This is a genomic window from Lascolabacillus massiliensis (genome assembly GCF_001282625.1).
GTDB lineage: Bacteria > Bacteroidota > Bacteroidia > Bacteroidales > Dysgonomonadaceae > Proteiniphilum > Proteiniphilum massiliensis.
The window spans coordinates 1530083-1550906 of sequence record NZ_CTEJ01000002.1 but is presented as its reverse complement, the minus strand read 5'-3'; the positions used below and the strand labels follow the sequence as shown (position 1 = coordinate 1550906).

Genomic DNA, 20824 nt, shown 5'->3' with positions numbered 1-20824 from the left:
TTATTTCATTAAATTTCGGAGACCTTCAATATCAAATCCTAAAGAGATTCGCAAAGTTTGGTCAAGCGGGTTAGACTGTGAAGTTGACACAAGATATGCTGCGTCAATATGAAAGGCTTTCATCCTGAATCCTGCACCAAAGGCAACATACCTGAGGTTTCCCTTATATTCACTCTGATTGAAATAACCTGTACGAAGAGAAAACTGATTATTATATACATACTCAGCACCAAGTGACCACATAACCTCCTGCATCTCCTCTTTGAAACCACCGGGTGCATCACCCAGTGAAGTGAATATTCCGCCAATTGAAGAGATATTATTGTAATCCTCAATACGCTTAAACATCTCCTCTTCAGTCTCATCTTCACCTGGAAGCTGAGGAGTTGGCACCATAAGTTTATTCAGGTCGATACTCAATGTAATACTATTCTTCGCGTCAATAGGATAACCTAATGATGTACCTAATCTGAGATTTGTTGGCAGGAACATTGATGTCTCTCCACCATCATAAGAAATTTTTGTTCCTATATTTGAAAGATTAAAACCAAAACCCAGCAGAGCTTCGGAGCGACCCATATTGAAATATGTTTCATTATACCCTGCAATATCTGCTGCAATAGCATTACCCGGGGTTGTTTCACCATCACCGGTTGAATAATCGGCACGTATATAACGCAAAGTTACTGCCCCAGAAAAGGTCTCGCTTAGCATACGTGAATATGCAACATCCAGCGCGAGTTCGTAGGGATTAACACTCTGAGTAAAATCTCCTCCCATATCAAAGATATCAATATCACCCAGAGAAAAATATCGAATAGAGCTGCTTATAACATTAAGATCCTGATCTCCGAATTTCCAGAATCCGGAAGCATAAAGCAGATTAATATCATTCACTAATCTGTTAAGCCATGGAGTGTATGAGAAAGCCAAACCTGCCTCAGTAGTTACAAACGGATATTTAGCAGCGTTCCAGTGCTGAGAATATACATCAGGCATTGTAGCAGCCCCTATATCACCCATTCCACCTCCTCTTGCGTCGGGCGCAATCTGCAACGAAGGCATAGCTGTGAGAATTGGATTATACTCCTGTTCCTGACCCTTGAGATAACCGGGAAGTGAAACCAGGATGACGCAAAGCAGTAATGATACTAATTGTTTGTGCATGTTAGTTAGATATTTATACTCTGAGGGAAATAATTAAGGAACGCTGTTCTTTGAATAATAAAAAAGGGCTATTTTTATTTAACCCTGAAATCCAGCAATTTTCTCTCCTCTATATATCCCTGCAGATGATCGTTTATGCTGACCGGACCTATACCGGCAGGTGTTCCTGTAAAAATAAGATCTCCTATTTTCAATGTAAAGAATCTGCTAATATAAGAAATAATCCTGTCAACAGAATAAATCATATCTTTAGTGTTACCTTGCTGAACTCTGTTTTGATTTATATCAAGATGAAAATTGATATTCTGAATATCATCCACTTCACTCTTGGATATGAACTTACCAATTGCAGCTGAGTTATCAAAACTCTTTGCAATCTCCCATGGTAATCCAAGCTCTTTCTGTTTTCGCTGAATATCGCGGGCTGTAAAATCAATCCCCACCGTTATCTCATCATAATATCGATGAGCAAAACGCTCTGCAATATTCTTTCCTAAACGGTTTATTTTTACAACCAGCTCTGTTTCATAATGAATCTCATTAGAAAAATCGGGCAGCATAAATGGTTTTCCGTCCTTAAGCAAAGCAGTATCCGGTTTCATGAATAAAACCGGCTCTTTACTTTCAAACGTACGTTTCATCTCTTTATTGTGGGAGTCGTAATTAAGACCTATGGCAAAAATCTTCATGAATCTAACCTGTTAAACATAACTGCAAGATGTGCGTATAGCGAAGTGTTCTGGAGCACGATACCAGACGGAACACGTATACGGAACGGAGTGAAATTCCATACCCCTTTTATACCTCCGCTGATCATATAATCTGAAACCTCCTGAGCAACACCCGAAGGTACAGTAAGAATTCCTATTTCGGCATCAATCTCCTTGTTCATTTGGATAAATTCATCGCTGTGATATACAGGTATATCATGTATTTTAGTATCAACAACTGATTTATTAACATCAAAACCGGCTATGATTTTCAGTCCGTACTGCTCAAGACCTGAGTCGGACAACAACGCAGCACCAAGGCTACCAACACCAAAAAGGACTGCCTTATGTATCACTTTGAAACCTAAAAATGTATCTAAAACATTAATCAGTTCATCTATATCATAACCTACTCTTGTTTTTCCGCTAATCTCTACGAATGAAAGATCCTTAGCGATTTGAGAAGCTGAAACATCTATCTTCTTAGCTATTTTTGTTGAGGAAACATACTTTTCGCCCTGGCTCTTTAGAAGTTTAACGTATGATAAATACCAAGGGAGTCTCCGGAGTGCCGGTTCAGGGATTTTATTAGAATTCATCTGCACTGACATATCTTTTTGTTACAAAGATAAATTCTTTTCGGAGAAATTTAAATATTTTAATCTATATTTAAAGATAAATTTCTTTAATCAGTCTGAAATAGTTTAACTCTGTTAATGTCTGGCACCCTTAACGCTTTTCATTACAGCACGCACTGAACCAATATTAAGACTGGTATCAATTATAATTGGGATACGGTTTACATCGTTTGTAAGCGACGCTTTCAAGGCATCTTTCTGATTTGTGAATGCATCATCAAGTATGGTCATGGTAATATCAATCACCTCATATGTTTTTCCATTATTAGCTCTGACTTTGGAAATCCCCATATAATTAACATACATATTAACAGCTTTCCTTCCTGCCATAAACTGGATATATCTCCTGTCACCCGGCTTCTGACCTGAGAAGTCGAGATTACGAATCAGTGATAGGACAGAAAGATAATCATAAGCACACTCTTTTGTGGTTATCACTTCATCAAAAACATCCTCACCGTTGAAGTTTCTTAGAGAACGAATAGTGATATCGTCACCATTATATGTGTACGACTGTCTTTCAATCGAATAGTCACTACCCTCGAAAGCCTCTTTTGTAAAAAGCAGTGGTCTTAAGTTACTATCAACATAAGATGTAAGCGTATCATTAACAGTATAAATATTCCCGGCCAACCCTGATGTGTTAAGCATCATTACAGTTTTAAGTGCGTTAATCCCGCGATAGTTGGCATCGGTAACTGTTAAAGATCCAGTCCCGGCACGTGCCCTGATTATTCCAAAATTGAAATATAGATCGTATTGAATATTTTCGCCGCTTGCAAAAGCAGTATTTGTTAATTTGCACTGAGCTTCTGCAGGTTGTAAACCATTGAGCAGAAGTACAAATATAAATAGTGATACAATTCTTTTAATCATAATGAATTTATTAAAATCCTCTACCCATACCTGAGAAAGGAGAACTTTGCCTGTTTTGCTGCTGTTGCTGCTGATTGTTCCTATCTTGGTTAGGATCTCTTCTACGCTTCTCTTCCGGTTTATTTGTAGTAATCTCAAGTGGTTTTTGTTTTATGAGTGTAGTGGAATTTATATCCCACTCTTCAAGATGATCTGAATAAGCCCTGATAACGAACTTGCCGTTGTAATAAAACACCTCTTCCGGCTGCCTTCCCTCTTCGTAATTTCCTGTGGTCCATTTACCATCACCATTTTCATCGATTACAAGACGAGCGTATATATCCCCCGGTGTCAAGTCCTGAAATCTTGCAACATTGGATTTGACTTCACTTTTTCTGAAAGGTTTATCTGAGTTATTCAACAGTTCAACAAAGGCTCTCTTTCCTTCGGGCAAGCCACTTATTTTGATCTCAAGGTTACCATACTGGTCGAGTGGTTTCACTGTAAACGATTGTTCAAACCTATCATTCCATAAACCGTAATGGCTAAATACTGTTGCAGAGTCGATCTTGACTAAATATCTGCCACCCGGTTCCCAGGTTGGGCGAAGTGTGTATTTCCTTGGATTAAGTGAATCAGCCAGCAACCTGAAAGGCACAGACTCATATAAAGAGTCGACCTGAATTGAAAGTTCAACATATGAGGAATCAAACTCTAATACGGGCTGATCAAATTCTAACCTGATCGGATTATATAATTCAAAACTTGATTGAATGTTGCTGTTTATTCTAAGGAACTGAACTGGTGCATCCTGCACATTATGAGATGTATCAGCCGGAGCACTTTGTGACCTGTCTGCCCCCCTCCTGGCAGCCTGCCTCCTGAAATTGAAGTTGACAGTATCAGTAGTCATTACATCTTTATTCAGAGAGTCTGTCTTCAGATAGTTAATCTCAAGGCGTATTGTGTCCTGTTTATATATTAGAGAATCGGTAATCCAAATAGAGATAGTATCATTATTTATGCTTCTTTCTTCTACATACCAGTTATCATCAGCAGGAGCAGGTTCAATCAACGAAAAAGTCGGCACCTCAGTTGGAGCTGAAAACATAATATTGAGTCTGTTCTCAACCGGTCGCTCACTTTTCTGCAGATACCTTCTCTGGAAGTCAGAAAGGAATGATCTAAGTACAAGATCATCTGGAAGATAGCGAGTGTAATTAACCGTTTTTATAGTATCTATTGTTAAGCTATCAAGAAAAATGGTATCTTGACGTACAGCCATCGTTGTTGAAGGCGATACAATTGAATCGAGGAAAGCTATAGCCTCTTGAGGATTATCATATTTATAATCCCTGTTCATATCTGTTAAAGCAAAAACCCTATATTTCCCGGGAGCCATACCTCTAACTGTGAAATCACCACGTGAATTGGTTCTTGATATACGTTCAAATGGGACCTTAGTGAACATTGTATCATCGAAGTTTGAATGAATACCAACATAAACACCAGGCTGTGGCTCAAGATCTTCTGCATTCAGCACTCTGCCCGAAATGGATAGAGTATCGAGCTGATCGCCAGTTGAAAAGGAATAGACGAAATTTTCCAAAGGATTCCCCTCATTGTTATCAACCACTGCATCTGTGAAATCAATTGTATATGTAGTATTTGGCAGTAGCTCATCGTTGAACTCAACAATTGCTTTTTTACCTATTGAGCGTATGACAGGCATAGCAATCTGAGGAGGAGTGATGATTACCTTTTCGGCTGGACTCTCGATCTTAATATTTTCATTAAACTCGATCTCCACTCTTCTTGGAGTTGCATTTAATGAATTGAAATCGGGTGAGGCGTTGATTACAACGGGCGGATCTACGTCGTAAGGACCACCGGTAGGGGCAGCTATGTTTGCGCAAGAGTGAAACATTGCGACAATTAACAACGAGAAAAACAGGAAAGTTATAATAGAAAAAATCTTATTCAGCATATTTCTACAAAGGAACTAATACATTTTATGTCACAAATGTACAATATTTTCATTAAGTAATTCATCTATGATATTTTTACTTTACAAATAGCCTACCGCTGATTGCTTGATAGCAGCTTGTGCCCTATTCTGCAATAGAGGCATTTGCGCTTATCGCAATACTCTTTCTTCAATTGAATCAATGCTTGTGAATCCATGGCATTCTTAGGAACAATACCTGCACGACTGAATTCTCTGATGATAGAATTATTTTCGGCACCTATTGATTCAAGAAGATCTTCTGCCAGATTACAATACCTCTCCTGTAAAGTTTTTCTGCCATATGTAAAAAGTATCGGTACAACAGTATTGATTATCAAGATATCAAGAGATGATTTACCCAATATTTTACTGCTTCTGCCTGATACTTTATTGAATGAATAATGAGTTTGCCAATACTCCGATGTCTCTGTTACGAAATGTGCTATCATCTGATCATAGTTCTCTTTTTGTAGAAAAGTACTGAAAAGTCGCCCCGACTTCTGAAGAAGTGCTGCCAACTGTGCAATACGAATTTCAGGGAAGGATCCGGGACGAACCCTTAGTTTTCTCATATGTGTATTGTCGGGACATATAAGTTTATATTTCCTCTTAAGGAAATCATACTCTCTCTTTAGTTCCAGATAATAATCATCAAAATCATCATTATTGTTACAATTTTCAAGCATGCCTGCCTGTCCAAACATAAGAGCTTCAATCTGAAATAAGCTATCACCATGCTTTTGTATAATATTTAACGGGAGTGAAAGCGCAAGGCGTTCAAACTCATCTGAGTTTATTCCAAAGCCAAAATTTCTTGACAGCATAATATAAAAAACATCATCCCACGAATTATTAAAGCGATTAAGAAGACGATTTACATCACTTGTCTTCCGTTCAAGTCGCTCTACAGCCAGATAGGTAAGCCATGCATTTAATTTCAGGGGAGACAGCGATGCAAGAAAATCCCAACAGGGAATTTTGCATCTGCTGAACAGTAAATAATCGGAACTTTTGCGAACTGTATCAGGTATTTTTATTTCGCATTGAGGCAGCTCTTGCCCCATCTCATTAACTATCACACCATTAACAACTTCAGATATATGCAATATAACTGAATTATATGCTTCATCCCGGTGATGCCCGTGCTTGTACCAATCATTTGAAGTAAGGTGTATCTCAACATTTCCGGCCCATATGGTGTTATTTATTTTGATTTTTGCATTAAAAAAATCAGGACCGGCATCTTCATTATGTAATCCGGGATCAATTACCTCAATTAAATTTCCTTTTGCGGTTTTCAAAGATTCAGGGTTGTATAACCTGTTTTTCCAAATATAATGCAGTAGATGTTCCGTGTTCGCCAAAATGATTCAGTTTAAAAATCAAAAATAAAATTAATTATCTAAAAGTCAAAATCAGGTAAACTAAAGTAGATGAAATAGATTCATAATCTGAAGAAATTTCAGTAAATTTGCAGGCTGGTATTTTTTATAATTCCTTAATTAGGTTATTCTTAATAGTTATTTTGCAATCACAGAGAGAAATTGATTTTCGGACAAAAAAGATAAGTAAACTTGTCTGGGATTATGCACTACCGGGTATAGTGGGTACTTTGGTTACCATGTTATATAACGTGGTTGACCGTATCTATATTGGCCAGGGTGTAGGAGCATTGGCTATCTCCGGACTTGCAATTACAATGCCGGTTATTAACCTGACATCTTCACTTGGTATGCTGGTTGGAGCAGGTGCAGCAGCCAGAATTTCGATATCACTTGGTAGAAATGATAAGCAAACTGCAGAAAAGATTTTAGGGAATTCTCTTTTACTGACTTTAATATTAAATGCCGTTTTTATAACCCTGTTCGTATATTATCTCGATCCTATACTTATCTCTTTTGGAGCAAGTGAGCTCACGCTGCCTTATGCAAGGGACTATCTCCAGATAGTGTTGCTGGGGAATGTGCTTGTGAGCCTTACTTATAACTTCAACGCGATGATGCGGGCTTCTGGCTATCCCCAAAAAGCAATGTATACAATGCTTATAGGAGCAGTTATTAATACAATTCTTTCCCCAATATTCCTTTTCGGGTTTAATATGGGAATTAGAGGTGTAGCATGGGCTACTGTTATATCTATGTTTATAGGTCTTCTTTTTGTTATGCATCACTTTACAAGAAGGAGCAGTGTTATAAGATTAAGATGGAGAAATGTGAGACTTAACAAAGCTATTATTTTATCCATCATATCAATAGGTCTTTCTCCATTTAGTATGCAGGTTGCAGCTTCAGGAGTTAATATATTGATGAACACCTCACTGATACGATATGGCGGGGACTTGGCAGTAGGTGCATTTGGAATTATTAATACCATATTGGGACTTTTCCTGATTACGATACTTGGGCTTAATCAAGGGACCCAGCCTATTTTTGGATTTAATTATGGCGCAGGGAATTATAAACGAGTAAGACATACTCTGTATTATACAATGAAGATTGCAACAATAATAACTACTGTAGGATTCATTATAGGGCAGCTGTTCCCAAGACAGATAGCAATGGCATTCACTACTGACACCGAACTTCTGGATCTGACAGAGAGAGGTGTAAGAATTGCAATAGCAGCTCTTCCTCTTGTTGGAATGCAGATTGTGGCATCGAGCTTTTTCCAAAGTCTTGGATATGCTTTTAAATCGATAATCCAGAGTCTTAGCCGACAGTTGATATTTCTTGTTCCTGGTATCATACTTTTACCTCGATTATGGGAACTTGATGGATTATGGATTGCTCTGCCTATTTCAGACACATTAGCCGCAATGCTCTCATTAACTCTATTGTTAGGTCAGATAAGGTTATTAAAGAGAATGGAAAATGAGCCACTTCAATCTGAAAGTATAAAAACATCCAATTAGGTTTCTTATACAAAAAGGTGTAATATACAGAGTAATATCAATTATGCCGGAACAATGTTTTTAGGTATATTTACAAACATGATGCAAAAAATTGAGTGAATTTGTGTAGTTTTGTATACTAACTTCATTATATCAGATTATAGATAATTTACTAACATATTAAAATTAAAGTATGAAACGAGTTGTATTAATCCGTCATGGCGAAAGCAAGTGGAATAAGGAAAACCGCTTTACCGGCTGGACAGATGTTGATCTCACCGAAAAGGGAATTGAGGAGGCACACAAAGCAGGTAAATACCTTAAGAAAGAAGGCTTTCAGTTTGAAAAAGCTTACACTTCTTACTTGAAGAGAGCTGTAAAAACATTAAACGTTGTTCTTGATGAGATGGATCTTGACTGGATACCTGTTGAGAAAACATGGCGTTTAAATGAGAAGCATTATGGTATGCTGCAAGGCCTTAACAAAGCTGAAACTGCTGAGAAATATGGTGATGATCAAGTACTTATCTGGCGCAGGAGCTATGATGTTCCACCAACAGCACTTGCAAAAGATGATGAACGTTCACCATTCCAGGATCCTCGTTACAAAGATGTTGATGAAAAAGATCTTCCACTGACAGAAGCACTTAAAGATACAGTTGAGCGTATCTTACCATACTGGAACGAAACTATCGTGCCAGATATGAAGAAATACAATGAAGTTATCGTTGCAGCTCATGGAAACAGTTTACGCGGTATCATCAAGCATCTTAAAAATATATCAGATGAAGATATTGTAAGTCTGAACCTGCCAACAGCTGTTCCTTATGTATTTGAATTTGATGATGACATGAACCTTCTGAAGGACTATTTCCTTGGTGATCCGGAAGAGATCAAAAAACTGATGGAAGCAGTAGCTAATCAGGGAAAAGCAAAGTAATTAATAGTAATTCATTTATATTAGAAGGTATAGATAAAAATAATTACAGCAAAAATGCCTTCTTTATAAATTGAAAATTATATAGATCGCCGGATATAGTTAAATCCGGCGATTTTTTTTATTTAATCAATACATCCGCAAATATTGGCCGATGATCGGATGCCACCTTTTCAGCAATAACTCCATTAGTTTCCATCACTCTCCAGTCATCATTTGCATTGTAACCAAATATATAATCAATTGTACTGTGAGGACTTCCTGCCGGGAATGTATAATCAGCAGGAGAAATAAGAGTGGTAAATAGCTTTAGCAATTCCTTCACCTCACCCATTTCGGGAGTTGCATTTATATCACCTACAAGAAAAAAAGGTTTATCAGGGTTAAGTTTTTCAACCTCTTTCTTTATAATTTCGACTGACTTTAATCTATCTTCGCTATGTAAAGAGAAATGGGTATTCCCGAAATAATAATCATCCATTTCGACAATCAGCATCATCCTTGGTTCACTTTTACATGGCAGAGGAACTTTTATGACACTAATAGGTTTCTCTTTTGATAATACACCAATACCATATTTTCCCCCATCATAATCAATAGAAGTGGCATAAGTAGCATACATTAAGGTCTTCCTTGAAAGCACATTTAACACATCAACACCCTCGCTCCTACCAGTTACGCTATCGAGTTCCTGAATACCAATAATATCGGGTCTCACACTCTTGATCACATTTGCAATTCTATCATAATCTGTAATATCATCAAGACCTCTTGCATTTCTAATGTTGTATGACATGAGCCTTGTTGATTTTTCGTGCTTATTTTCTGGAGCCTTAAAACCGGATATAACTGATTTTCCCACATCAGACGTGATTAAAGGAGCAATAAGTTTATAGCCTTTTTCATTTGGATGCAAGCCATCTCTGAATAGAGACTCATCAATTTTATCATTTCTAAGAAGATTAACCCCCGGATTAATAAAGTGCCACCCGTTTATTTTTGCCATTACTGAAACCTTCTCATTCAATCTCTTTATCCTTTCTTCCTGAGATCTCATTGGCAGTAGTCCCGCAACTTTAATTACAGCATCATTTTGCCTTAAATCTATTTGTCGAAGAAGAAATTCCAATCCCTCAACAATCTCTTCATCACTATTCAAGCCGATATTATTAATACCTATCATTAGCACAACCTCTTCAGCATTAAAACCATCCAACTCACCGTGATAAACCCTCCATAATACATTTTCTATCCTATCCCATCCACAACCAAGATTGAAGAAACCCTCCGGCTCCATATATTCTTTCCAGCTCTCCGGTCCACTTTCTCTCCCTTTTTCATCGCTCCAATAATGTATGATTGAATTGCCAATAATCACTTTTTTGGGAGGACTATTTTTAATTTTATCCAGTTTTTGTCTATGTCTCTCTTTCCACTCATAGATGTATGGCTCCCTCCTCTGGCTTACAGCCTGTGTTGTTTTTATATCACCTTTAGGCATGTTTAGAATCTTACGAACAATCTTTTCATAAGCATCAGCATAACACTGCATCCCCAGATCATTTGGATGTATATAATCTACAGTTCCGTCTTCAGGAATATTTATACTATCCTTATGCAGATAATAGATGTTTGATATACCTGAATGTCTTAAAGAATCAAAAACCTCTCTAGATGCTCTGTTAAACATATCAACAACCTCCTTACGACCTTTAATCATACGATCATTCAGGTATCCTATATGTTCAGTGATCAATATAGGCACATCACTCTTTTCTCTAATTGCCAGAATTCCATAAGTAGTCCTTTTTTTAACCTCTTCTGCCGTCAGATTAGTCATATTGGGCAGACAGTCATATATAATCAACGAAGCATCAAGCTCACTAATCAGATCCACCATCTCTTTTTCTAGAGGTCCGTTTCCTGAGAAAGCGAGATTAACAACCGGAAAGTCTAGTTTACGTGAAAGAATGTTTGTCCAACCAATAGCAGGACGAGAAGCACACCCACCCTGTGCAATTGAAGTACCATAGACAACAATAGGCTTTTCATTCAACTGAGGTATAAAAGCAAACTCTGCAGACTCAGGTACTCCAATCTCCAGCCACTCTATACTATTGTATAGCGGCAGAAAGAGCCTGTACTCATATCCATGTTTAAACTTCTCTTCTTCTAATATGTCGTTATATGAGAATTTAATGGTATCGCCAAAACTGTATCTATCTGTAATGAATCTACTATTTCCTTCAGAATCTATTGCATACAAATCTACACCTGACTTACCGGTTGCAGGCATGTGGTTCATTGCAAAAGCACCAGACACACCGTATCTCACCTCAATTTTATCAGCATTTGTTATAAAGTGTATTGCAAGTCCTGCTGAGTTTTCTGACAAATCCCATACACTCTTCCTGACAAAATCCTCAGCACGATCAGGAAGTCTCTGATAACTGTTCTTTATTTCATCACTCCAACCTCTGTTCTGAATAACTGGATATTCAGCCTCCATTGGATTATACCACTTAATTTGACCTTGAGCACATAATACAGATAAACTGAGTAACAAGAAAACAATAATGCTATTCTTCATAATACCAACTTCTTTAATAAAAAATGGGGAGCTTTTTTAGTAAAACGCTCCCCAAAATTAATATTTTATTACCACTTAAAGCAGAAACATCTCTTCTATAAGCAGATTTTATCAGATACTAAAAACTGTAATCTGACTTTATACTTTTCTAAAATAATAAAGCACAGAGTATCTGTTTCAGAAACTCAAGTTTACCACAACAGGGAAATGATCAGATGGGAAATGACCATAGTGCACATCATTAAGAACACCATATTTATTAACCATAATATCTTTGCTTACCCAGATATAATCAATTCTGTTATCCATAGGAGAATTTAGTCTGAAAGAGTTGAAAGTCCCTTTAGTCCCGTATGGTGGCTGCAGAGTAACTTCATATGAATCATTAAGAAAGCCATCTTTCAAAATAATTTGTATCGGCTCTGAATCCGGCACAGCATTAAAATCACCGGTTGATATAACAGGATAACCATTGGCAATTTCTTTTATCTTACTCAACATCAAATAGGATGACTGCCTTCTAGCTTCCTTTCCCTCATGATCATAGTGGACATTAAAAAAGAAAAACTCTTTACCTGTTTCAATATCCTTGAATTTTGCCCATGAGCAGATTCTGTTACAACATGTTGCATCCCATCCTTTACCAGGTACATCCGGAGTCTCAGAAAGCCAGAAATTACCTTCATCAAGAACAAGCAGTCTCTCTTTCTTATAAATAATTGCAGAGTGTTCACCGGCATCCTTTCCGTCATCGCGACCAACTCCAACATAATCATATCCTCCCGGTTCCAGAATATCCATTATCTGATGATGAAAGCCTTCTTGAATTCCAAAAACATCGAAGTCATGAAAGCGAATCAATCCGTTTACCATGTCTTTTCTATGTTTCCATGAATCCAGATTGTCGTTCGGAGTATCCATACGAATATTAAAGGTAGCGACAATTAAATTTGTCATACTATTCTTTTGAGCAGACAAAGTTATAACTGATAGTAATAAAAACACTGTCCATAAAACTTTTGTTCTCATTTGGTTTATTTTATGATGTTCATTATTTATTTACCCCGCTTCTCTTAAGCAATGCATCAATTGAAGCTTCACGACCTCTGAATCGTTTATAAAGCACTTCAGGTTCTTCAGTATTTCCACGCTCCAGAATATTCTTACGGAATGAATCAGCAGTTGCTTTATCAAATATTCCATTCTCTTTAAATAATGAGAAGGCGTCGGCATCCATTACTTCCGCCCATTTATAGCTATAATATCCGGCAGCATACCCTCCAGAGAAGATATGGTTGAAAGAGGTTGACATACAAGTTTCTTCGATAATCGGCAACAATTGAACACGTTCCATTGCTTTAGTTTCAAAATCTATAATGGATTTTGAATTATCCATTTCAAAAGGTTCTTTAAGTGAATGCCACGCCATATCAAGATATCCGAATGACAACTGGCGCAATGTAGCATAACCTACATTATAATTCGCAGCATCCACTATACTTTGCAGAAGATCTTCCGGCATCTTTTCACCTGTTTGATAGTGGAACGCAAACTTATCCAGGTAATCCTTCTCTTTCAGCCAGTTCTCCATAAAATGCGATGGCAGCTCAACAAAATCACGATAAACACTGGTACCTGAGAGCGATTCATATGTAGTCTTTGTCAGCATTCCATGCAGAGCATGACCAAACTCATGCAGAAATGTATTTACCTCACTAAATGTTAGCAGAGCAGGCTCAGTTTCGGTGGGTCTAGTGAAATTCATTACAATTGTAATATGTGGTCTGCTATCTTCTCCATTTTTTATGTATTGACCTTTAAACGAAGACATCCATGCACCGGAGCGTTTACCCTCACGAGGGTGGAAATCAGTATAAAGTACTGAAAGGAACTCTCCCTTTTCATCAAGCACATCAAAAGCCTCAACCTCTGGGTGATAGACCTCAATCTCAGGATTTTCCACAAACTGAAGACCATAAAGCTGAGTTGCAAGTCCAAAAACACCCTTCTTCACATTCTCCAGTTCAAAGTAAGGGCGAGTCATCTCATCATTAACACCGAAGCGGCTATCTTTAAGTTTCTCAGAATAGTAGCTCCAGTCCCACGGCATAATCTCTATCTCTTTACCCTCCATCTGAGAAGCGAATTGCTTTACATCATTCACCTCTTTACGAGCAACAGGCCCAAAAGCCTCAGCCAGACGATCCAGCAACCCGAATACCCCATCAGCATTCTTAGCCATCCTGTTTTTCAGTACATAGTCGGAAAAACTGTCATAACCAAGGAGCTTAGCAATTTCAAGTCGCAGGTTTACTATTTTCTTAATATTCTCACTATTGTCAAATTCACCCCCTTTTATGTTTTTTGTGCTATTTGCCATATACAGCTTCTCTCTCAGGTCACGTCTGGAGGAATACTTCATGAAAGCACTTAAACTTGGAGCAGATAGATCAAATAACCAGCCTTCTTTACCCTTTGACTTAGCTTTTGCGGCAGCAGCATCAATAACACTCTTAGGCAATCCAGCCAAGTCAGACTCATCCGTCAACAGCATCTCAAAAGCATTAGTTTCACGAAGAACATTTTGTCCAAACTCCAGTGTAGCTTTACTCAGCTCCATTGTAAGTGCTCTATATTTCTCCTTATCTTCTGGAGATAAAGTTGCACCACTATTTTCAAAACCTTCGTAATATTTCTCAACCAGTCTTATCTGTTCCGGAGTAAGCCCCAGTGAATTACGTTCATCATATATCGATTTTACACGCTTAAAAAGATCCTCATTCAGATTGATATAATTTGAATGAGCAGACAACTTAGGACTCAGGCGCTGTGAAATTTCCATCATCTCATCATTACTCTCAGCACTAAGAAGGTTAAAAAAGACTGAGCTTACTCTATTTAGAGTTTTGCCGGAATACTCCATAGCTGCGATAGTATTTGCAAATGTAGGTGCATCACTATTAGAAGCTATTTTGTCAATTTCCACCTTATGCTCTTCCATACCCTTTTCAAAGGCAGGTTCAAAATGCTCCATTTTGATATCATTGAATGGAGCTGTTCCATATGGCCTGTCGAAAGGCTTAAAAAAAGGATTCTCTTCAGCAAAAGCAATTGTCATCATCATTATTAAAAAAAATGTTACTATCGATTTCTTCATATAAATATGCAATAAAAGTGAGAAAACAAATAAGTGTTATTTTACAAAGTTAAATTATTTTTTTTCATTTTACTCTTATTTTCATCTAATACCTGGTTGCCTTTTTACACAGTCTGTGATTTTCTTTGTATATCAAGAAGGTATATCTATTTTTGTGTAAATTGCTGAAAAATTTAATTTAAAATATGAAAAAGTTCACTTCTCACATTTTGCATGGTAAAATCCTATTTATCGCATTACTTCTTATTGCCGGATGTGATAGTCCGCTAAAACTACAGGATCTTGACTATACAGAAGATCCAATTGATATCCCAAATCCTGATAGAGGAGCATATCGCGGCCGCTGGCAAAATATCCCTCCTGAGTTAGTAAACGAGATTAATTCACCCTATGGAATAACTCCTGAAGTAGATCACCGAGTACCAGTTGACGAAACAACTCCCCTGTATCATGGTAGACAAGTACCTACCGTTGAAGGTGACGATATTGTGGAGACAGAATTCTATAACGGTGTTAACCAGAAAGATAAACCATATATTGGAGGGACCGGAGTCTCAGCTTTTCCAAGTATATCTTTTATGTCGTTCGACCTCTGCAACTTCTCCTCAAATGCATTTTTGTCGGCGAGTGATGCTTTCGCTTATAATGAAGATGGACTATTTACTGATCCTCACACTGGGAAAGCAAGAACAGGTGTAACAGGACCCCTTACTCCTTATGCTATTGAATATATCAGAGGATTGCTGTTAAGGGTGAGAGATGGTGAAGGTGTTGCTTTTGTAAAATTTTCATACGACGGTAATGGCTTCAATTACATAGAACCGCATAAATACCCACACCTTGATCTTAAAGAGGGGTTGATACATGGACCTGAGCCTACGTATATTACCGAAAACAACCCTTCTGCAATGTGTAATTTAGAGGGACATGAAGATAAAACCTGGATTGAGTACCATATCTGGCAACTAACACCAATCTTCCAGGAATTTGAAGATATCATCATGAGCGTTAAAACAGGAATGCTGGGACCTTGGGGTGAACAACATTCATCACCTGAAGCACAGAATGCCGACGCATACAAAAAGCTTCTGGACGCCTACCTGGAGGCTGTACCATCATCAAGACCACTTATTACCCATGCGGGAGGTTATCTTGCTTGGTATAACGCAACATACTGTACAAACTACACATTTACCAACATAGATGAAATGCCCGCTCCACCTGCAGGTTCACCTGAAAGTCGCTTCGGCTTCTTCAATGATAGCTATGCAGCCGGTAATTGGAGTGACAATGGTTCTCTTTCTGAAGGAAGCTCAATGATCGCTGAAGTATATGGCAACAGTGTGTATGATCGTTATAAAGTAGTTAAATGGTTCCACAAACAGAACCAAATTCTGCAGGGTGAAGGTGGTATAGGTGACAATATATTTGGTAACATGCCTGGTGCAATAATTGAAGCACAGCAACTGCGCACAACTGCCTTGAATATGCGTCATGGCAATTATTCAAGGTGGAACAACTTCATCTATAATGAGGAGAATGTAACAAAACCGATACAGTTTCCTGCCTCCGAAGAGGAACTTGAGAGCGGCAACTACACCGGAGAAATTAAAACTGCTATATTCGACCCTGTATATGATGGCAAAACCGGATTGGAATATTTCCGCGACAGGTTGGGTTATCGACTTATTCTTCGCGAATCAAAAATCAGCGAAACTTGCAAACCGACGGGCAGACTTAACTTCACAGGCAAGATCCAAAATGTAGGTTTTGGAAATATCATCAACAGAAAAAATGTTTCACTGATCCTCAAATCCAAAAATAGTACAGATTTATTCAGTGTACTAACAGATCTTGATGCCAGAGAGTGGCTGACAGATGAGAATGGAAACAGTCGTGCTGAAAACACAAAAGCATGGCATACTATGAATGTATCTGTAAACCTCAGTGAGCTGGGAACAGTACCTGCTGGTGAATATGATATATATCTTAAAATAAACGATCCTTTGGAACAAAGTATCAATAAACGCAGTATTCGATTTGCCAACAAAGGCAATATGTGGAATGCTGAGCTGGGAGCTAATTACATAGGATCAACAACGATAAAATAACAGATAGATGAAAAGAATATTTATTTTAATTTCGATAATACTTGCAACAACATTAATAAGTTGTCAGTCACAACTCCAAAAGCAAAACCTCGACTACACCGAGAACCCTGTTGATATCCCAAACCCCGACAGAGGATTTTACAGACCTCAATCATATGTTGTACCTGTTGATTCTGGATCAGAGCCAACAATTCCTGATCTCAAGGCAACTATTGCAGGTACTGATGTAAAAGTTGACTCCCGCATTGTTTACATGGAATTTGATTTGAGAAACTTCTCTTCAAATGCACCACTTGATGGATTGCCTGCAGGCAGGTGGAGCAGTAAACAGCCCAATTATGGAACAACACAACCATTGACCCCTGCGGCACTTGATTACATTAGGACTGCACTTCAGCAGATAAGGGACAGTGAAGCTGTTGCAATCGTAAAGTTTAGTTACGATGGAAGAGGCTATACTTATCACAACAGAGACGGTTACGATGAGTTTATACACGACTGCGAACCAGGTGCGCCTCAAGGACGCGCCTGGTATGAGTTAGGTGGTATAAATGGAGGTACTCCTGAAAATTCAGACCTTTGCGGCATACCCGGTCACGAGAACAAGAACTGGGTACAGTATCATCTCTGGCAGATAGGCAATGTCTTCAGAGAGTATGAAGATGTGATAATGACAGTAAAAGGCGGCTTCTTTGGCCCATGGGGGGAAATGCACTCCTCATCATATGCCAGAACTGCAGAAGGCTACCATTGGTTACTTAATGCCCTTCTGGATTATGTACCTGAATCACGCTCTATTCTTGTTCATGCCGGTGGTGTAATGGCATGGCAGAATATGGAATATGGTACAGAGTACAACTTCAAAAATCTGCCACCTGCTCCAGAACGTGGATCGCGCGCACAACGTTTTGGAATGTTCAACGACAGCTATTCAAGAGGCAGCGACAACTTTACAGATGGTGGCTCTCTTTCTGAAGGTATTAATTTAATAGGAGGTGAGTATGACAGAAATGGTGCTTTAACCTGGGCAAGAAATCAAAGTAATTTCTATGGAGGAGAGACCGTAAGATCAGGTAATGAGCCTGATAATCCATATCAGCTCTACCCCAGATTCCCAAATGTACCCTATGAAGCATCATATGCACAGACAACACATCTCAATACCAGCTACAGTTCAGCTGCATACAGTCTATGGAGCGATTTTATTTACAATGAAGAGAATGTAACTGTACCATTTACCCCTCAACATGATGGAGTAACTCGCACTGCGATATTTGATCCGGTATATGATGGCAGAAATGGGATGGAGTTTATGCGTGATCGCTTGGGATATCGTCTGGTACTTCGTGATGCAAACGCAAGTAAGCAGGTAAGACCCAATGGAACATTAAAATTCAGAGGAAAACTACAAAACGTAGGGTTCGGATTAATAGTCAATAAGAAGCAAGTATCTGTAATCCTGAAAAACAAGAATGGATCAACTACATATTCAGTCATTACAGATATTGATGCCAGAGACTGGACTCCAAGCCTGGATAACAGACCCACTAATAAATCGGCATGGCACGATCTGAATTTCAAGATCAACATGAGTAAATTTGGCATTGTAGAGTCAGGTGAATATGACATTTACCTTAAGATCAACGATCCGAAAGAGAAAAGCACTAACAAACGTTCTATTCGCTTTGCCAACAACGGCGAAATCTGGAATACAGAGCTGGGAGCAAACCTGATAGGATCAGTAGCCGTAAAGTGAAAATGACCGAAGTTCTTTCTTTCTCTCCTTCCAGTCGGGTAAAATCTCTGCAAGGAGAGAATAGAAGTTTTCTGAGTGATTAAAATGAATCAGGTGACACAACTCATGCACCATTACATACTCAATACATCTTTCGGGAGTCATGATCAGCTTACTATTTAGTGAAACAGCCTTTCTGGAAGAACAACTCCCCCACCTCGACCTCATATGTTTCACAGTTATTCTGGCAGGTGCAACTTTATATATACTCCTGAAACTTTCTATAACAGGTGTGACAATCTGAGGAAGCCTTTCCTTTGCCATAGAGAGATGCCACTGGCGCATCAATCCCTCAACTATTGATTCATCGACACACTCAACATCAATATACTCACAATTTAACATCACCCTGTTAACATCAGCTTTTCTAATCCGAAGGATAAACTCCTCCCCCAGAAAAAGATGTCTCTCACCGCTCAAAAACTTTCTTTCAGGATTCTTAAGTCTCTGCTCCTCAAATCTCTTCCTGTGTTTTTCAATCCACCCCATTCTATTTTTAAGCACCTCATGTATCTGTCCATTAGTGGCCCGCTTAGGCGCCTTAACCACCACTCTACCATCGGGATGCACAATTATACTAATCGATTTACGAGAAGATTTCACCAGGGAATAACTCAGAGAAGCAACGTTCATTTTCATTTAATAACTAAACAATGATTTTCAAAGCTTCAAAGATACAGAATATCATATTCTAATTTTATCGATTTTATAAAGAAATTTTTTTAGTACATTGGCACACTATTTGCAATACCAATATCATAAATTAAATTTATAAATATAGAATAAAATATGAGTTTTTTAGATATAGCCCAAAAAAGATACACTACTAAGAAGTATGATAGCAGCAAAAAGATAGATGAACATACAATTGAAAAACTGAAAGAGATTCTAAGGTTAAGTCCATCATCAATAAACAGTCAGCCCTGGAAATTCACCTTTGTTGCCGACGAAGAAATAAAAAGCAGGTTAGCTGAATTCTCTTTAGGAAACAGAGAAAAGGTACTTGACGCCAGTCACATTGTTATTTTCAGTGTAGTCAAAGATGCGGAGGCTTTCGAGAATAACAAATTAAAACTTTTACCTGAATATACTACAACATATTACAATAGAGTATTAAAACCCAGGGGTGACGAGCAGATTATGACATGGCTCACCTCTCAGGTTTACCTATCTTTAGGATTCTTTTTGAGTGCCACAGCGACTTTAGGAATCGACTCCACTCCAATGGAAGGGATAAACACAAAAGAGTATGATGCAATATTAAAAGATGACAACTACAAGACACTGTTTGCTGTTGCCATAGGTTACAGAGACAAAGAGGATGAGAATCAGCCATCCCTGAACCCTAAATTCAGATTAGATGCTGAGGATGTAATCCGATCGATATAGAATAATACTCAAAAAATTTCAGATAATATGTTCGGCTCCACTCTTCCTATGTTTTATTTCGACTACCTTACCTAAATGATAAACTATATACCAGAAGCAATAATTACCATTTTTGCAAGGTTTGAAGTCATCCTCAACAATATTAAAACGTATAGGGTAGCCGTTTTTCTGTAGTACAGGTTCAAAAGTAATATTGACTATTTCCACAACAAGAATATCACCACTACCAGTGGGTCCTGTGGTCATACTCAGATATTTGTAATCTATTGGGATATATGGATACACACCATTATTGTATAAATAAATCTCGCTGACAGGTTCACCCTCCATTAAAGCTTTATTATACAGCAATCCTATATTATCGCCCTCAGTCCATGTTTGAAGATATTTCCTGAAGGTAGTATCCTTAATTTCCCTTGCTTCAGTCTTTTTTTTACCTGAAATTATTTCATTAAAAGACTCAGGTTTTATTACCAGTCGCAGTGTATTCTCCCTAACCGAATTCATAGTTTTTCAACTTACACATTATTAAAAAACTTGAACAAGAGTGGGCAGTGACACACAAATATAAACATTC

Annotated in this window: 16 protein-coding genes; 5 read left to right on the top strand and 11 right to left on the bottom strand. The window is 38.1% G+C overall.

The window, feature by feature from the left end:
• From porV to BN1354_RS11250, 6 genes are all read right to left on the bottom strand, one after another.
• Positions 1-1167, bottom strand: a complete 1167-nt coding sequence (gene porV / locus BN1354_RS11275; RefSeq protein WP_045090406.1) for a type IX secretion system outer membrane channel protein PorV — start codon at positions 1165-1167, stop codon at positions 1-3.
• A gap of 74 nt (positions 1168-1241) precedes the next feature.
• Positions 1242-1856, bottom strand: coding sequence for a fumarylacetoacetate hydrolase family protein (locus BN1354_RS11270; protein WP_045090407.1), 615 nt, complete (start codon positions 1854-1856; stop codon positions 1242-1244).
• Positions 1853-2476 (bottom strand): redox-sensing transcriptional repressor Rex, encoded by a 624-nt coding sequence (locus BN1354_RS11265; protein WP_394331736.1) that lies wholly within the window; start codon positions 2474-2476, stop codon positions 1853-1855. Before BN1354_RS11265 ends, BN1354_RS11270 begins: the two co-directional genes overlap by 4 nt.
• 114 nt (positions 2477-2590) lie before the next feature.
• Complete coding sequence (locus BN1354_RS11260) at positions 2591-3391, bottom strand: DUF3108 domain-containing protein (protein ID WP_053827162.1); 801 nt, start codon at positions 3389-3391, stop codon at positions 2591-2593.
• Between the two features lie 10 nt (positions 3392-3401).
• Entirely contained in the window at positions 3402-5297 is a 1896-nt protein-coding gene (locus BN1354_RS11255; RefSeq protein WP_197272058.1) for an Ig-like domain-containing protein, read from the bottom strand.
• Positions 5298-5449: 152 nt separating this feature from the next.
• Positions 5450-6742 (bottom strand): DUF2851 family protein, encoded by a 1293-nt coding sequence (locus BN1354_RS11250; RefSeq protein WP_053827160.1) that lies wholly within the window; start codon positions 6740-6742, stop codon positions 5450-5452.
• 161 nt (positions 6743-6903) lie between these two features.
• On the opposite strand from BN1354_RS11250, the gene BN1354_RS11245 reads away from it, so the two are divergent.
• Positions 6904-8289 carry an MATE family efflux transporter gene (locus tag BN1354_RS11245; RefSeq protein WP_045091011.1) on the top strand — a complete coding sequence of 462 codons (1386 nt, stop codon included), beginning with the start codon at positions 6904-6906 and terminating at the stop codon, positions 8287-8289.
• Positions 8290-8461: 172 nt separating this feature from the next.
• The gene (gene gpmA / locus BN1354_RS11240) at positions 8462-9208 is read left to right on the top strand and encodes a 2,3-diphosphoglycerate-dependent phosphoglycerate mutase (protein WP_045090412.1); all 747 of its coding nucleotides are present in this window, start codon (positions 8462-8464) and stop codon (positions 9206-9208) included.
• A 118-nt stretch (positions 9209-9326) separates the two neighbouring features.
• Here the strand turns inward: gpmA and BN1354_RS11235 are convergent, their stop codons facing one another.
• From BN1354_RS11235 to BN1354_RS11225, 3 genes are all read right to left on the bottom strand, one after another.
• A complete protein-coding gene (locus tag BN1354_RS11235) occupies positions 9327-11795 on the bottom strand; it encodes an SGNH/GDSL hydrolase family protein (protein WP_074010765.1) in 2469 nt (822 codons plus the stop codon).
• 177 nt (positions 11796-11972) lie between these two features.
• A complete protein-coding gene (locus tag BN1354_RS11230) occupies positions 11973-12824 on the bottom strand; it encodes an endonuclease/exonuclease/phosphatase family protein (protein WP_045090413.1) in 852 nt (283 codons plus the stop codon).
• A 22-nt stretch (positions 12825-12846) separates the two neighbouring features.
• The gene (locus tag BN1354_RS11225) at positions 12847-14952 is read right to left on the bottom strand and encodes a M3 family metallopeptidase (RefSeq protein ID WP_045090414.1); all 2106 of its coding nucleotides are present in this window, start codon (positions 14950-14952) and stop codon (positions 12847-12849) included.
• A gap of 185 nt (positions 14953-15137) precedes the next feature.
• On the opposite strand from BN1354_RS11225, the gene BN1354_RS11220 reads away from it, so the two are divergent.
• Entirely contained in the window at positions 15138-17063 is a 1926-nt protein-coding gene (locus BN1354_RS11220; protein ID WP_053827159.1) for a DUF4832 domain-containing protein, read from the top strand.
• 7 nt (positions 17064-17070) lie between these two features.
• Positions 17071-18819, top strand: a complete 1749-nt coding sequence (locus BN1354_RS11215; protein ID WP_045090416.1) for a DUF4832 domain-containing protein — start codon at positions 17071-17073, stop codon at positions 18817-18819.
• Here the strand turns inward: BN1354_RS11215 and BN1354_RS11210 are convergent.
• Positions 18802-19491, bottom strand: coding sequence for a M48 family metallopeptidase (locus BN1354_RS11210; RefSeq protein WP_231623111.1), 690 nt, complete (start codon positions 19489-19491; stop codon positions 18802-18804). The two genes, BN1354_RS11215 and BN1354_RS11210, sit on opposite strands and share 18 nt — an antisense overlap.
• Positions 19492-19647: 156 nt before the next feature.
• Between BN1354_RS11210 and BN1354_RS11205 the strand changes: the two genes are divergently transcribed.
• Positions 19648-20247 (top strand): nitroreductase family protein, encoded by a 600-nt coding sequence (locus BN1354_RS11205; protein ID WP_045090418.1) that lies wholly within the window; start codon positions 19648-19650, stop codon positions 20245-20247.
• An 18-nt stretch (positions 20248-20265) separates the two neighbouring features.
• Here the strand turns inward: BN1354_RS11205 and BN1354_RS11200 are convergent, their stop codons facing one another.
• On the bottom strand, positions 20266-20754 hold the full coding sequence (locus tag BN1354_RS11200) for a hypothetical protein (RefSeq protein ID WP_053827157.1): 489 nt from the start codon (positions 20752-20754) through the stop codon (positions 20266-20268).
• Positions 20755-20824: the final 70 nt, after the last annotated feature.

Excerpts from the sequence above, each read along its gene's own strand:
- porV (WP_045090406.1), bottom strand. The coding sequence starts at position 1,167 with ATGCACAAACAATTAGTATCATTACTGCTTTGCGTCATCCTGGTTTCA.
- BN1354_RS11270 (WP_045090407.1), bottom strand. The coding sequence starts at position 1,856 with ATGAAGATTTTTGCCATAGGTCTTAATTACGACTCCCACAATAAAGAG.
- BN1354_RS11265 (WP_394331736.1), bottom strand. The coding sequence starts at position 2,476 with ATGAATTCTAATAAAATCCCTGAACCGGCACTCCGGAGACTCCCTTGG.
- BN1354_RS11260 (WP_053827162.1), bottom strand. The coding sequence starts at position 3,391 with ATGATTAAAAGAATTGTATCACTATTTATATTTGTACTTCTGCTCAAT.
- BN1354_RS11255 (WP_197272058.1), bottom strand. The coding sequence starts at position 5,297 with ATGTTTCACTCTTGCGCAAACATAGCTGCCCCTACCGGTGGTCCTTAC.
- gpmA (WP_045090412.1), top strand. The coding sequence starts at position 8,462 with ATGAAACGAGTTGTATTAATCCGTCATGGCGAAAGCAAGTGGAATAAG.
- BN1354_RS11235 (WP_074010765.1), bottom strand. The coding sequence starts at position 11,795 with ATGAAGAATAGCATTATTGTTTTCTTGTTACTCAGTTTATCTGTATTA.
- BN1354_RS11230 (WP_045090413.1), bottom strand. The coding sequence starts at position 12,824 with ATGAGAACAAAAGTTTTATGGACAGTGTTTTTATTACTATCAGTTATA.
- BN1354_RS11225 (WP_045090414.1), bottom strand. The coding sequence starts at position 14,952 with ATGAAGAAATCGATAGTAACATTTTTTTTAATAATGATGATGACAATT.
- BN1354_RS11220 (WP_053827159.1), top strand. The coding sequence starts at position 15,138 with ATGAAAAAGTTCACTTCTCACATTTTGCATGGTAAAATCCTATTTATC.
- BN1354_RS11215 (WP_045090416.1), top strand. The coding sequence starts at position 17,071 with ATGAAAAGAATATTTATTTTAATTTCGATAATACTTGCAACAACATTA.
- BN1354_RS11210 (WP_231623111.1), bottom strand. The coding sequence starts at position 19,491 with ATGAACGTTGCTTCTCTGAGTTATTCCCTGGTGAAATCTTCTCGTAAA.
- BN1354_RS11205 (WP_045090418.1), top strand. The coding sequence starts at position 19,648 with ATGAGTTTTTTAGATATAGCCCAAAAAAGATACACTACTAAGAAGTAT.
- BN1354_RS11200 (WP_053827157.1), bottom strand. The coding sequence starts at position 20,754 with ATGAATTCGGTTAGGGAGAATACACTGCGACTGGTAATAAAACCTGAG.